The sequence below is a fragment of the Hyphomonas sp. KY3 genome (assembly GCF_017309975.1).
Lineage (GTDB): Bacteria > Pseudomonadota > Alphaproteobacteria > Caulobacterales > Hyphomonadaceae > Hyphomonas.
Genome location: NZ_CP022271.1, coordinates 3,014,900 through 3,028,925, shown reverse-complemented (window position 1 = coordinate 3,028,925; position 14,026 = coordinate 3,014,900). Strand labels below are relative to the sequence as shown.

At 58.4% G+C, this 14,026-nt stretch carries 14 protein-coding genes; 4 read left to right on the top strand and 10 right to left on the bottom strand.

The annotated features are described in order from the left end of the window. Window positions 1-37: 37 nt before the first annotated feature. A complete protein-coding gene (locus CFA77_RS14585) occupies window positions 38-1,213 on the top strand; it encodes an Mrp/NBP35 family ATP-binding protein (RefSeq protein WP_206991312.1) in 1,176 nt (391 codons plus the stop codon). Here CFA77_RS14585 and CFA77_RS14580 read toward each other — a convergent pair. The 4 genes from CFA77_RS14580 to CFA77_RS14565 all read right to left on the bottom strand — a co-directional run bounded on the left by CFA77_RS14580 (window position 1,210) and on the right by CFA77_RS14565 (window position 5,023). Continuing rightward, entirely contained in the window at window positions 1,210-2,304 is a 1,095-nt protein-coding gene (locus CFA77_RS14580; RefSeq protein ID WP_206991311.1) for a serine hydrolase, read from the bottom strand. The genes CFA77_RS14585 and CFA77_RS14580 overlap by 4 nt on opposite strands. A gap of 103 nt (window positions 2,305-2,407) precedes the next feature. Next, window positions 2,408-3,484 carry an MBL fold metallo-hydrolase gene (locus CFA77_RS14575; RefSeq protein WP_206991310.1) on the bottom strand — a complete coding sequence of 359 codons (1,077 nt, stop codon included), beginning with the start codon at window positions 3,482-3,484 and terminating at the stop codon, window positions 2,408-2,410. A gap of 23 nt (window positions 3,485-3,507) precedes the next feature. Continuing rightward, a complete protein-coding gene (locus CFA77_RS14570) occupies window positions 3,508-4,416 on the bottom strand; it encodes an SMP-30/gluconolactonase/LRE family protein (RefSeq protein WP_206991309.1) in 909 nt (302 codons plus the stop codon). Between the two features lie 70 nt (window positions 4,417-4,486). Continuing rightward, window positions 4,487-5,023 (bottom strand): dihydrofolate reductase, encoded by a 537-nt coding sequence (locus CFA77_RS14565; protein ID WP_206991308.1) that lies wholly within the window; start codon window positions 5,021-5,023, stop codon window positions 4,487-4,489. A 159-nt stretch (window positions 5,024-5,182) separates the two neighbouring features. On the opposite strand from CFA77_RS14565, the gene CFA77_RS14560 reads away from it, so the two are divergent. Further along, window positions 5,183-5,851 (top strand): hypothetical protein, encoded by a 669-nt coding sequence (locus tag CFA77_RS14560; protein WP_034810545.1) that lies wholly within the window; start codon window positions 5,183-5,185, stop codon window positions 5,849-5,851. Window positions 5,852-5,932: 81 nt separating this feature from the next. Then, window positions 5,933-6,289, top strand: a complete 357-nt coding sequence (locus tag CFA77_RS14555; protein ID WP_206991307.1) for a carboxymuconolactone decarboxylase family protein — start codon at window positions 5,933-5,935, stop codon at window positions 6,287-6,289. Here CFA77_RS14555 and CFA77_RS14550 read toward each other — a convergent pair. Beyond that, window positions 6,286-7,080, bottom strand: a complete 795-nt coding sequence (locus CFA77_RS14550) for a thymidylate synthase (RefSeq protein ID WP_206991306.1) — start codon at window positions 7,078-7,080, stop codon at window positions 6,286-6,288. The two genes, CFA77_RS14555 and CFA77_RS14550, sit on opposite strands and share 4 nt — an antisense overlap. Before the next feature lie 226 nt (window positions 7,081-7,306). Between CFA77_RS14550 and CFA77_RS14545 the strand changes: the two genes are divergently transcribed. Beyond that, a complete protein-coding gene (locus tag CFA77_RS14545) occupies window positions 7,307-8,848 on the top strand; it encodes a pilus assembly protein (RefSeq protein WP_206991305.1) in 1,542 nt (513 codons plus the stop codon). Here the strand turns inward: CFA77_RS14545 and recF are convergent. The 5 genes from recF to rpsT form a co-directional block, all read right to left on the bottom strand. Next, the gene (gene recF, locus CFA77_RS14540; RefSeq protein ID WP_206991304.1) at window positions 8,845-9,957 is read right to left on the bottom strand and encodes a DNA replication/repair protein RecF; all 1,113 of its coding nucleotides are present in this window, start codon (window positions 9,955-9,957) and stop codon (window positions 8,845-8,847) included. The two genes, CFA77_RS14545 and recF, sit on opposite strands and share 4 nt — an antisense overlap. 25 nt (window positions 9,958-9,982) lie before the next feature. After that, entirely contained in the window at window positions 9,983-10,372 is a 390-nt protein-coding gene (locus CFA77_RS14535) for a putative quinol monooxygenase (protein ID WP_242517388.1), read from the bottom strand. Window positions 10,373-10,379: 7 nt separating this feature from the next. Further along, entirely contained in the window at window positions 10,380-11,501 is a 1,122-nt protein-coding gene (gene dnaN / locus CFA77_RS14530; RefSeq protein WP_206991303.1) for a DNA polymerase III subunit beta, read from the bottom strand. A gap of 192 nt (window positions 11,502-11,693) precedes the next feature. Beyond that, on the bottom strand, window positions 11,694-13,151 hold the full coding sequence (locus tag CFA77_RS14525) for a DnaA ATPase domain-containing protein (RefSeq protein ID WP_206991302.1): 1,458 nt from the start codon (window positions 13,149-13,151) through the stop codon (window positions 11,694-11,696). Window positions 13,152-13,695: 544 nt separating this feature from the next. Continuing rightward, on the bottom strand, window positions 13,696-13,959 hold the full coding sequence (rpsT, locus tag CFA77_RS14520; RefSeq protein ID WP_034810557.1) for a 30S ribosomal protein S20: 264 nt from the start codon (window positions 13,957-13,959) through the stop codon (window positions 13,696-13,698). Window positions 13,960-14,026 lie beyond the last annotated feature (67 nt).

The window sequence follows — 14,026 nt, the reverse complement described above, 5'->3', positions numbered from 1 at the left end:
CTGTTTGCAGGCATCAAGAGCAGCGGAGTCGCAGATTTTGTTCGGATCTAGGGATAAATCACGCCGGAAACTCGAAGAAAAGATCATCGAAGCCCTCGGTCGGCCCGATTGGCTCGAATCGGTTTCGGTGGGTGAAGACGGTCGCGCGGTACTTGTGATCGAGGCAGACCCAGCCGCGCCAGAGGCCGCTGAGGCGCGCCGGATCGAGGCTGAAGGCAAGGTCGAACTGGTCTCCGGGGTCAAATCCGTGAGCAGCGTCCTGACCGCCGAACGCGCTGCGGTCGCTCCGGCGAAGGAGGTTCATCTGTCTCATGCGCCCGCCTCAAAACGTGTGCGCAAGGGCGCCCGCCTATCGGATGAGGCGATGCAGCAAGGCAATGTTCCGGCCAGCACACCAAAGTCCTCAATCCCCGGTATTTCCAGGATTCTAGTCGTGGCGAGCGCCAAGGGCGGCGTCGGCAAGTCTACAGTCGCGGTCAATCTGGCTGCGGCGATGGCAAAAGCCGGTATGAAAGTCGGCCTCATGGATGCCGACATTTATGGCCCCTCTATCCCGACCATGCTGGGGACAGTGTCGGCTGAGCCGGTGACGTCCCCGGAGAGCGGCAAGCTGCAACCCGTTGAAGCCTTCGGCATGAAGACGCTATCGATTGGATATTTGTCCGATCCGGACTCGCCGATGATCTGGCGCGGACCCATTGTGATGTCAGCAATCACACAGATGTTGAACGATGCGGAATGGGGTGCAGTGGATGATCCGCTGGACGTGCTGATCATCGATACGCCGCCGGGAACGGGGGATGCACAGCTGACGATAGCCCAGCGCGTGCCCGTAACGGCGGCGCTGATCGTCACCACGCCCCAGGAAGTCGCGCTGGCGGATGTGCGTCGCGGCGCGGCCATGTTTGCCAAGACAGAAGTGCCGGTCCTTGGCATAGTCGAGACAATGAGCTGGTTCGAAGATCCGGCGGGCAATCGCCATTATCTGATGGGGCAGGGCGGGGGCACCGCCACGGCGAATGCTCTTGGCCTGCCAGTGCTGGCTGAGCTTCCGATGCTGCAAGCGATCCGCGAAGGTGGCGATTCAGGCAAGCCGGCGGCGCTGTCAGATGAAACAACGGGCCAGCTCTTTCATGAACTGGCCCGCCGCGTTGCGATGGGGCTGGATACGCTTCAATCGAAGCCCGCGCCGCAGATTATCTTCGAGGACTAGGTCGGCTCACTGAAGTATTCTTCAGCGAGCGTGCTCGCTATGGTCAACAGATTCTCATAGCCGACCGTATTGTTGTTGAGGACGACGATGACACCGTCTTGTTCCGGAAGGAGCAAAACAAGGCTGAGATAGCCGATCAGACGTCCATTATAGAAGATGACCTCGGTCGGTTCTCCACTGCCAATGGTCATTTGAGTCACCGTCCAGGCCATCGGCGCTTCCGGATTGAAGGCCTCCTTCCGGCCAGTTTCGGACAGGAGGTCTCCGTTAAGAACGGCCTGTCCCCAGGCAGACAGGTCATCAACCGTTGAGTACATTGAGGCGGTTCCGCGGAACAGGACGGGGTTGGTGATCGGGATGATTTCGTAGCCGCCATCTTCGGAGCGCAAATAGTTGGCCGCCAGATCAATTTCGTCCTGATAGATTTGCCCGGTACGGTCGAGGCCGAGCGGATCGAGAATCTGCGATCGCAAATAGTCTTCGTATCCGGTGCCTGCATGGCGGTCGATGATGCGCGCGAGCAGGTAATAATTCACGTTTGAATAGAGGTAGTCGCTGCCGGGCCGGAATCTCAGCTCGAGCGCCTCAAGAGTGTCCATAAAGGACTCATCGGTGAAGGACCGCTTTACCTCATTGTCGAACCAACCGGGAATGTCGACATAGTGCGGAATGCCGGATCTGTTCTGGAGCAGGTGGCGCAGGGTGACGTCACGCGCATAGGGCGCCTCAAAATCGGGCAGGAGTTCTTCCAGTGACTGGTCCAGATCGAGTTTTCCCTCATCGACCAGTTGCAGGACAAGCGAAGCGGTGAAACTCTTTGTCATCGACGCAATTGGGAAACGGGTGTCGGAATTGACCGGTCGAACGTCTTCGATTGGCCATGCGTTCACAGCCTGACGCAGGATGATTTCTTCTTTTTTGCCAACAAGAATGCTGCCAGAGAACTCCAGCTCTTCCAGAACGCCCGTGATTTCCCGGAAGGGTTGGTCGTTGGTGTCTATCGCCGGTGCATCATAGGAGGCGGCGTGTTCCGGCGTGCAGCCGATGGTCAGGAGTGCAGCCATCATGGCCAAAATCGTCGCGTAGTTCATGGTTCGCTCCAAATCGTCAGCGCTCCGATCTAGCGGCGCTGGCCGGCATTGCATATCGAAAAGCTGAAAGTTTTTTTGAGGCCTTGGCCGAAGCGAACCGGGTCTAATCCAGCCGCTTGCGGACGATATTCTCGCTGCTTGCAGACAATTCGAATGCCATGCCGTCTTCGCCCATAATGATCGGGCCATCATAGGCGTCATCCGTTCCTTTCAGGAATGCCGGGTATAGAAGGCGGCTCGGCACCGCCGGAACGAAATGGCTGAAGACCAGCATGCGCGCACCTGCTTCGCTGGCGACTTCCGCGCCCTCGACCGGCGTCGTGTGGTAGTCGAGGATATCGTTCATGATGGCCGCGAGGCGGGCCTGTCCGTTCGCATTGAGTTGGTCGCGGATTTGGCTGACCATGTCGGCATTCAACGCTTCGTGAACGAGTATGTCCGTGTCCCGCGCCAAGGCGACCAAGCGTGGATCCTTGACCGTATCTCCGGAAATCGTGACGGACCGTCCTTTGTAGTCGAACCGGTAGGCTACAGCTGGCTCAATTGGATCATGATCCACTGAAACTGCGGTAACGCTCAGGCCATCGCGGTCATACACTTTGCGAGCTGTGCTCGCAGGCGTGAATGGAACAGCATCTGCGCCTTGTCCAGATGGGGACAGGACATCCGCTCCGTGATGGGCGACACGGTATGCAGAATCCAGAGCATAGGCAGCGTCGAAGCCAGCGACGACCTGGCCGACGCCATCCGGACCGTGGATCGGCATGGGTGCCTGTGCGCCACCGGCTGCCCAGTGTTGCAGCAACACCTCTCCAAGCCCATCAATGTGATCGGAATGGAAATGGGTCAGGAACACCGCCTCCACATTGGCCCACGGCAGACGCAGCTCTCCGAATCTTCGGCCTGATCCGGCCCCGGCATCAACGATAAAGACGCGGTCTCCCGCAACGACCACCGTCATGGGTCCCACACGTCCCGGATCGGGCAGCGGAGATCCCGTGCCGACAAGTACAACGGTCAGACCGTCTGGTGCGTCGGCAAGCGCATTTTGCCCCAAGGTCGATTTGACCGCAGCTTTGAACGCAAACTCGCCAATTTGTACGCCGAACAGGCTGCGTGCGCCAATCACGGCGAGCACCAAGACTGTGGCGGCGATCAGAATGATTTTGAGAACTCTCATCGCTTATCCTCCTGAATTGCAAACTAGGCGTTGAAGTTCAGTTTCAGGCCCGGCTCCGGCCACCGGCATTTGGCAAGCTGGCCGGTACTCGACAGGGTAACGTAGGCATCCTGCATGTCGTCGCCGCCAAAGGCGATATTGGTGACGATCAGGTCGGGAAAAGCCGTGTGGTGAAAATCTCCGCCCGGCGTGATCGTTGTGATGCCGCCATTCAGAATGGTTGCGACACAGACATTGCCCGCTGCCGTCATGGCCAGGCTGTCAAAATACTGCAGGCCCGGCATGGTTGCGACTACGCGCCCGCCATTGAAAGGGGAGGCAGGTTTGATGATGCCGGGGCTTTCCAAATCAAACGCCCACATGCGTCCGGTCATGGTGTCGGCCATGAAGACGGTCTGCTCATCAGGAGCAAGGCCGACACCATTTGGACTACTATAATGGAAGTCCAGTTCCTTGGCTTCGCTGGCACCATTGGCGAGGAAAAAGAGCCCGCCGAAATCGCGGTGGCGCGAGTAGGTTTTGCCATGATCGGTGAAGTAGAGATTGCCTGCCTTGTCGAAGACGAGATCGTTGGGGCCTTTCAGGGGGTGGCCACCGACTGTGTCCAGTACCCGGTCAACCTTGCCTGTAGAAAGATCAACCCGTTCGATGCGGCCACCATCATAATCGTCCGGACAGTTTCCGGGGATGAGCAAACCGTCCATGTCAGTATAGATGAAGCCGCCATTATTGCAGACCCAGAGTGCGCCGTCCGGACCGATCGCAAGGCCGTTGGGGCCGCCGCCGGGCGTCGCGATCACTTCGGTCTTGCCGTCACCCCAGCAGCGCGTGATGCATTTCTTCTCGATCTCGACAACGATAATGCTGCCATCGGCCATGACGACCGGGCCCTCCGGAAAGCGCAGACCGCTCGTGATGATTTCGAATTCCATGTGGCTGTTTCCTCCTCGCCCTTTTTTGGGAGGAGGTTAGGCGTCGCGATGGGGAAGGACAACGCGTATCCTAGGGGGAAGTGAACGCGCTGATCCGGTCGAGCTGGCGGATGGAGAAGGCGAAATCATTGCCTTCGCCGGCCTCGAACTGTTCTGCGCCGGTTTCTTTCCACTGGTTCGCGTCTAGTTCCGGGAAGTAAGCGTCTCCATCGGGTGCGGCATCGACTTCCGTAAGATAGAGGCGATCTGCAATCGGCAGGGCCAGTTTGTAGATGGCTTCGCCACCGATCACGAAAACCTTGTCGGCGGCGGTTCTGGCGGCCACGGCGCGGGCGGAGTTCGTTGCCGCCGCAAAGCTGGAATAGACACGGGCGCCTTCGGCATTGTAGGCCCAGTCGCGGGTCATCACGATGTTCTCTCGACCTTTGAGCGGGCGCACGGGCAAACTTTCCCAGGTCTTTCGGCCCATGATGATTGGGCACCCAAGCGTCGCTTTCTTGAAGAATGCGAGGTCACTTTTCAGGCGCCAGGGCAGATCACCTCCAGAACCAATCACATTGTTGCTGGCCCTGGCGGCAATCAGGCAAAGTTTTACATGTGCCGACATAGTGACCGGTTCCAATCTACTTGCATCCAATTTCGCGCGCGGCCCTTGTGACCAGAAGCGTCTGCGTGAATACATGCAGAGCCGAGTTTGTATGGTGAATGCAACCTTCTTTCATCAGTTTTCACAAGCCCAAAGACAGTTCCGTGGGGGATAATCAGAATGAAATCGATTGTAGCGATTCTGACCAATGGAAACCCGGAACAAATCGGACTGGCAATTCCTGCTCTTCTGTTGTCGTTCTTGGCAATTTGGCTGCTCAGAGGGCGCGGATGGGCGCTCATTTATGTCGCACTCATTCCCTTTTTGAACTGGTCGTTCGGGATCATCCCGGAGTTTCAGATTCTTGCCCCGACAGGCACCGGACTGACCGCTCAAGGCGTGTCTCTCCATCCGATGACAATGGTAACTGGAATGGTGTTCGTGGTCCGCGATTTCGTGCAACGCGAAATGGGCCACCGGGTGTTGCTTGTGATGGCCATGGCGATCGCCTGGTCGTTTTACTATGCGTGGCCCGTGATTGCGCTGGCCAGCGGCATCGCATTTGCCATTTCCGAGGGGGTGGATTGGCTGATGTTCACCTTCACCAAATATCGGCTATCGACCCGGATTCTGCTCTCCAGCGCGCTGGCAGCGCCGGTCGATACGACTGTGTTTCTGTATGGCGCTGATCTCGCCAAGCAGATGGAACTTGGCATGGACCCCGGAAACTCGCTGCATGTGTGGAACTGGATCGTGTTCGTGATCGGCAAGATGGTCGGCGCGGTTATCGTTTCGGCAGTCATTCGGCGGCGGGAAAACCTCGGTCTCGTGGATCCGGCGGCCGCCTGACTGCACTATCCGGGAATACCCATATTGCTGATGTCATAGAAACATGCATATTTGCGCAAATATGCAAATAAGGAGTCGATCATGGCGGACGGCAAGAAGGACTATGGCGTGATAACGGGTGCGATCAGCGAGGGAATATCCGGGCTTCGCGGCACCGGGGCCAAGGAGACGCTGACGCAGTTCAACGCGATGGCGAAGGCCGCTCTCGCGGATGGGGCGCTCGACACGAAGACCAAGGAACTGATCGCGCTCGCCATCGGCGTTGCCAAGCAGTGCGATGGATGTATCGGCTTTCACACCAAGGCGCTCAAGAGGCTGGGCGCGACGGATGAGGAAGTGGCCGAGACGCTCGGCATGACCGTTTACATGGGCGGTGGCCCAAGCCTGATGTATGCGGGCGACGCCTGGACGGCTTGGCAGAGCCTCAATGATTCCTAGACGGCCACCGGCGCCTTGATGTGAGCGTGCGGTTCGTAGCCTTCGACCGTGAAGTCTGAATACTCCCAGCCGAACAGGTCGGTCTTGTCGGGATTCAGGATCATGCGGGGCAGGGCACGCGGCTCACGGGTCAGCTGGAGCCGGGTCTGCTCCATATGGTTCAAGTAGAGGTGCGCATCGCCGAATGTGTGGACGAACTCGCCGGCTTCCAGCCCGGTCGCGCGCGCCATCATCAGGGTGAGTAGCGCATAGGATGCGATGTTGAACGGTACGCCGAGGAAGACATCGGCCGAACGCTGGTAGAGCTGGCAGTTTAGCTTGCCGTCCATGACATTGAACTGGAACAGGCAGTGACAAGGGGGCAGGGCCATGTCGTTCACATCGGCCGGGTTCCAGGCGGACACAATCAAGCGGCGGGAATTGGGATTGGTGCGGATTTCGTCCAGAACCCACTGGATCTGGTCAATCACCCGGCCGTCCGGCGCGGCCCAACTGCGCCACTGCTTGCCATAGACGGGGCCAAGGTCGCCATTCTCATCGGCCCACTCATCCCAGATCGAAACGCCGTTCTCCTTCAGATACGCGATGTTCGTATCGCCTTTCAGGAACCAGAGCAGTTCGATGATGATTGAGCGCAAATGCAGTTTCTTGGTGGTCACCATTGGAAAGCCGTCGGCAAGGTCGAACCGCATCTGACGGCCAAACACAGCGCGCGTGCCCGTGCCGGTCCGATCTCCGCGTTCATGGCCATTGTCCAAAATGTCCTGCAGGAGGTTGAGATATTGCTGCATGTCGGCCTCGGTCGGGAATCGATTTTCAGAGTTCAGGATACCACGGAAACAGGCTGTGGAGGCAAGGCCCGACAGCGGGTTTTAACCAGATGGTCCAGGCCCAATCAGGGTAAATGCTGTCTTTCCCCACTGCACAAATTTTGAGGCCATATCTGAAGACGCAGGAAATCAGTCTGAGCGAAACTCAGGATTCGCAGACAGGTGCTGACGATCGATGGGGCAAGTGATGGATATGTATCCTGCAAACAGGCAATCGCACTCACTCGCGCGCGATGATCGCGGCAATCTGACTGTGCTCACTGCGTTCATTCTGGCCTCCATGGTGGCGCTGGTTGGTTTGGCTGTCGATCTCGAGTTTATCTTCAGGCAACAGGCGCGCGTTCAATATGCGATGGACTCGGCGGTGCTGGCTGGGGCGTTGTCGCGCCAGGCGGGCGCGACAGATGAGGAAGTGACCGCAGACATTCGCGAATACATGAGCCCGCTGATTGCGAGCGCTGGCGGCGGTATGACATGTACACCCGTCACTGTGGTCTTCACCGATGACAGCGAAGACATTCTCGGGAAAATGAATTGCACCCAACCGACCTTCATTTCCAACATCATGGGAAATGACGACATGAGCTTCAACGTCGCTTCGACCTCGACCTTCTCGGTCGGAAAGATCGATGTCTCGTTTGTGTTCGACGTATCGGGCTCCATGAACAGCAACAATCGGCTAACCCTGTTGAAAGAGGCTGCGGTCATCGCGTTTGATGAATTGCTGCCAGATGATCAGGTGCGGGATGGCACGGTCAGGCTGGGCATTGTGACCTACAATAATGCGGTCAATGCGGGGGCTTATTTTGATGAGGTGACGCGCGCGGTCACCATTCCGGCCGACACTTCTAACAGCAATGGGTTGAGCAATTACAATTCCTACAATAGCGCGCGGATGTATGACGACGCGACCGGCAAGCGTTTCATGTACTACGAAAACGGCACGTGCACCGAAAGCGATCCGGATGAGTGTGATCAGCATGGTGACTATGACTGGGACGTTGCCCGATGGTTCTGGGAAGACTCGTCAGCCACCGACACGTGTGTGTACGAGCGGACAGGCACCTATGCTGATAGCGATGCAGCGCCGGGCAGCTTCGCCTGGATCGGGGCAGGCAATCCACGCTGGAACTTCTATGATAGCGATCGCGACAAGTATCGCGGCGAAAACGAGATCGAAAATGGCGGCGCAAATGGCTCTACCGGCGCACTCGATTTCTACTATGCGACGTGCCGCGCCACCGGGCCGGTCCCATTGACCGAAGACAAGGCAGCGCTGACCGCCCATGTGAACAGCATGACGGCGAATGGCGGCACCGCCGGACATCTGGGAGTGGCGTGGGGGTGGTACCTGCTGTCGCCGAACTGGCAGAATGTCTGGCCGGAGACGGCCAAGCCCTGGGACTATGACGAGGTCAATGTGACCAAGGCCGTGATCCTGATGACAGATGGCGATTTCAATACAAACCATCCCAGCGCCAGCAAGAACTCCTTCAGGCAGGCCATGGATTTATGCGACGCCATGAAGGCCGAGCCGTCCAAGGTCCAGATTTACACGGTCGGTTTTCAGGTGCCATCCTATGTGCAGACCACGTCTGATGGGCAAACCATTCTGGAATATTGCGCGACAAGCCCGTCTTATGCTTTTGATGCGTCGAGTGGGGACGAGTTGAAGGAAGTCTATCGCGAGATCGCCCAGTCGATTTCAGATCTGCGCATCAAGAGCTAGGTTTCGGGGACTGCCATTCCGTCATCTACGCGCACGGTTTGCGCCCGGTCCCCAAATGCTTCGAACAGGAAGGCTTCGGTGCCGGTCAGCCAAGCTTGCCCTCCCAGCGCTGCCAGCTCATCAAACAGTGCGGCGCGCCTGTCCGCATCAAGGTGGGCGGCTGCCTCGTCCAACAGCAGCAGGGGAGAGGGGCCATCGCCGCCAGCGCGGAGCGCCGCAGCCGATGCGAGGATCAAGCCGATGAGCAGGGCCTTCTGCTGGCCGGTCGAGGCGTCCTTGGCGGGCGCACCGGTTGGCCGGTGAATGACCGTGAGGTCTGAGCGATGCGGACCATCAATGGTGCGTCCGGCGGCGATATCGCGGCGACGGGTCGTTCGGAAGGTTTCGGTTAGCGCTTCGAAGATCGTCTTGAAGTCATCGCCGCGAATGGCGGCTTGTTCGGCCTTGCCTTCCAGTGCGAGGTCAGCCTTCGGGAAATAGCCTTCGGGTCTTGCATCAATCGCCACCTGCAGGGATTCCAGCACATGGGCGCGGTTGATGGCCATTTCTGCTCCGGACTCCGCCATGCGGGCCTCGATGGCATCGGCCCAGGCCGGATCCACATGACCGCGTTCCAGCAGGGCATTGCGTTCGCGCATCGCTTTCTCATAACGGCCCGCAGCGGTGCCATGGGTCGGCATATGTGCCATGACCTGACGGTCAAAGAAGCGCCGCCGGTCGGACGTGCTGCCACGAAACACACCGTCCATTGTGGGCGTGAGCCAGACGATGCGCACAAGATCTGCGAGGTCGGATGCGGTTGCTGGCGCGCCATCAATACGTACCGTACGTTTCGTACTGGGGCCGGTATCGACACCTACGCCGATCCGCTGATCGTTTGCGAGTGCGGCGGAAACAGTCCAACCGCCCAGCGCGTCTTTTCGTATCATTTCCGGCAGGGTGGCCGAACGCAGACCTCGGCCCGGCCCTAATTGGCTGACGGCTTCCAGCAAATTCGTCTTGCCTGCGCCATTCGACCCATAGAGACAGACATGCCGGCCATCGAGTGGCAGGCTGAGCGACTCGTAATTTCGAAAGTCAGTCAGGGTCAGGCGGGTCAGGGCGGTCATTCAGGCTGTATGGAGGGGCCAGAGGTCAGGTGTCGAGACCATGGCCGCCTTCGGGCCGGGTCTCTGCGATGCGTTCCATGCCGGCGATCATTGGGCGGCCCTTGGTGATGGCATCCTGTACGATTGGCATCGACAGGCTCGCCGAGTGGCTTTCCTGACTATCCCAGGCTTCGGTTATCCAGATGGCGTTCGCGTCGGTTGGATCGCTGGCCACGATATAGCTGAGGCAGCCGGGCATGCCCGAGACGCCATCGATAAGGATGCGCATCAGCGCGTCGCGGTTGCCATCCGTTGCCGTGAACTTTCCGATGAGGCCGTACATGCTTGTTTCCTTCCGGGTCTGGATACCACAGGCCGCCAAGCCGGTCGCTGCGGTTGCGCTGGCAAGAAGGGTCCGGCGATCCAGCGGCTCCACAGACAAACTACACCCGCAGCGGCATCAACACATAACGCGCGCTATCATCTGATGGGTCCAGCACGAGCGCAGGCGACGCAGGATCACTGAACATGAACTCGGCTTCGACAGCCTCGATCTGGCCGGCAATGTCGAGCAGGTATTTCGCGTTGAATCCGATTTCCATCGCTTCGGAGCCATACTCGGCTTCGAGTTCTTCATTGCCCACACCCGTTTCAGCGTGATTGACAGCCAGCACCAGCTTGCCATCAGACAGGGACATTTTTACCGAGCGTGAGCGCTCGGCCGACACGGTCGAAACGCGGTCGACAGCGGCTTCGAAGGCCTTGTTGTCGATGGTCAGCTTCCGGTCATTCCCTTTCGGGATGACGCGGCCATAATCCGGGAAGGAGCCGTCGATCAGTTTAGAAGTCAGGACGGCGCGACCTGCACGCACGACGATCTTCGTGTCGGAGACTTCGATTTCGATGTCGTCATCCACCCCGTCGACGAGGCGGCGCGCTTCCGCGACCGCCTTGCGGGGCACGATGATGCCTTCGAGATTTTCCGCGCCGGCGGGAGCCGGAAGTTCTGCCAGGGCAAGACGATGGCCGTCTGTGGCAACGGTGCGGAGCACGGCCGTACCGTCTTCGGTCTTGGCTCCGTGAAGATAAACGCCGTTCAGATAGTAGCGGGTTTCTTCAGTGGAGATCGCGAAGCGGGTCTTGTCGATCAAACGGGCGAATTCCTTGGCGCCAAGTGAGAATTTGGTCGGCGTGTCGTCAGAGCTCATGGTCTGGAAGTCGGATGCTGGCAGGGTCGGCAGTTCAAAGTGCGAGCGGCCTGCGGTGATCGCGAGGCGCTGGCCTTCGGGTTGGACTTCCAGTTCGACTTCGGAGCCCGCAGGCAGTTTGCGGACGACGTCAAACAGCGTACCGGCCGGGGCCGTGACCGCACCTTCGCGCGTGACGGTTGCATCCGCGCTGTCCACGGCCTCGATGTCGAGATCGGTCGCAGTGAGTTTCAGCTCGCCATTGCTTGCTTGAAGCAAGACATTGGAGAGGATCGGAATTGTGTTCCGGCGCTCCACCACATTCTGCACGTGAGAGAGTGCGTTCAGCAGGTCGCCGCGTTCAATCGTCAGTTTCATCGTCCGTTCCGTTCATCGGGGGGCCTTGGAAAAGGCCCGGAATTCTTCACCAGTCCTGCCGCTTCCGCCCGGAACCGGCGGTCCGGAATGGAATCGGCCCGCTCTGTGGGGAGAGCGGGCCGAGCACACTTACTCAAACAAAGGCAAAAGCCAAGCGCCGATCGTAGATTCGCCGCTCTCAGCTGGGTTTGCCTAATTCATGCCTGCCGCCTGTAGCTCCAGGATGGTCTCGTTCACGGCTTTGATGTGCGCGCCCAATTCATTGTTCTCGGGCAAGGCCTTGGACACTTTGCGGTGCGCGTACAGGATCGTGGTATGGTCACGCTTGCCGAAACTGTAGCCGATCTGCGGGAAGGATTTCCCGGTCAGTTCGCGGCAGAGATACATGGCAATCTGGCGTGGATACACCACGGCGCGTGCCTTGCTCGGGCTCTCCATGTCAGCCTTGGAAACCTCGAACACTTTCATGGCAGCCTTCTTGACCAGTTCGATGGAGGGCTGGCGGACATCGCCTTCGGTCCGGCGGATGATCTTGTGAACCATTTCCATTGTGGGCGTGCGGATGCCAAAGGCCGCTTCGGTGTAGAGGTTCCAGATCGCCCCCGTCATCTCGCGGGCCTGACCACGGATGCCGGCATTGAACTCGGCGATCATCTCGTCGGTGACCGCAAAGTTCGGGTGACCGGCCTCGATGTGGTCAGCGAGGTGGCGCATGATTTGGTGCCGCATGCCTGCATCCGGTGCGCCAACCTCAACAGTGGTCGCGCCTTTCAGCTCACTGATCATGCGCGGGCTGAACCCGGTGACATCGCCGGGGGCCTTGTCACCCGCCAGCACGACATGGCCGCCATTGGCCGTGACTTCGCGAATGTTCTGAAACAGTTCCGTCTCGGTGCCGGGCTTGCCGCTGATCCGGTGAAGATCGTCGATCATCAGGATCGTCGCCGCGCGCAGCCGCTTCTTGAGGGCGCTCGTATCCTTCACCTTCACGCCATCAGTGTAGGATGAGAGGAACTCCTCGGCCGTCAGATAGACAATGTGACAATCCTCGCCGCGCTGCTCTACAGCGGTCTTCAATGCGTGCAGGATGTGTGTCTTGCCAGTGCCTTGCAGGCCGTAGAACAAGGTTGTCAGCGTTCCGACCGGCAACCCGCCTGCAATGCGTTTGGCCATCTGGACAGCCAGCTCGTTCGCCTCACCCGTGACGAGCGTCTCAAAGCTCATAACAGGCGCGCCGGAGCCGGAACCGGCAGGTTTCGCCTGCTCGGGCGCGGCCTCGGCGATCTCCGCCTTGGCCCATGGGTCCTCGACAATGTCGAGCAGCTCAGCGGGCGCGGTGCGCCAGCAGACGAGCTTGATCGCTCGGCCTGCCGGGTCATGCTCGCGCCAGATGCGCTGGATCGCATGGCGGTGTGCGCCATACACGCGGTCAAAAGACAGCGGGTCGCGCGCCGCGATCACCATTTCGCCATTGAACTCAGCGACCAAGCGCAGGCCATCGATCCAACGATCATAGTCGGCGGTGTTGAGGATTGTCGCAAGATGGGCTTTGACAGTCAGCCAAATCTCCTTGCCCGGAGCATTCTTGCCTTTATTCATCTTCTTGAAGTCTACGCCAGTTTTTGAATCAAAGAGTTTGTTCCCGTCCATGCCGAGCCCCATTTTCTAGTTATAATTTCACCCTGACCAACTGGCACGCAGTTTCCCTTCCGAACCGAAATTCGGTCACACTCAATACTCCGTGTCGGGAGAACTTTTCTGTTGGTAAATTGAAATTACTCACTGGGGGTTTTGCTGACAAGTGCTACTTTTATGCGACAACAGGATTTGATGAGTTGACTCTTCGTACTGTACCTCAAACCGCAATCAAATCAGGTGCTTGAGCACTGATCTTTTTTTGTGAGTGAGTCGCTCCACACATTTGTTCGCACCTGTTCTGTCAACAGGGGGCGCGGGTATAAGGCTGTGGATATCTGCAGAAAATCGACGTGTTTCTCAGGATCGCTGACGAGTCCCTACATTACCGCAACCCGGACCCCGTCAGTCAGCCCAAATTCGCAATCCTACCATGAAACATCCAGTAGAAATGATGTTGAAACTCGAAAGGTCCAATTTGTTGTATTAGGAGATTGACATGAAAAAACCCGCCTGAACCATCAGGCGGGTTTCAAATTTCCAATCGGGAAAAGTCCGATCAGCCCATCGCTTTGACGCGAGCTGACAGACGCGAAACTTTCCGCGATGATGTATTCTTGTGCATGACGCCTTTGGTCACGGCGCGCATCAGTTCAGGCTGAGCAGAGCGCAGCGCTTCCTGGGCAGCAGACTTGTCGCCAGCTTCGATTGCTTCTTCGACCTTGCGAACAAAAGTACGCACGCGCGAGCGGCGGGCTTTGTTCACTTCGGTGCGGTTCGCAATCTTGCGGACCATTTTCTTGGCGGAACGGGTATTAGCCATATTAAACTCCTGTGGCCCAAAGGGCTCCCTTCGGGCTGAAGGCGGGGGAATACATAAACGGTGCGAA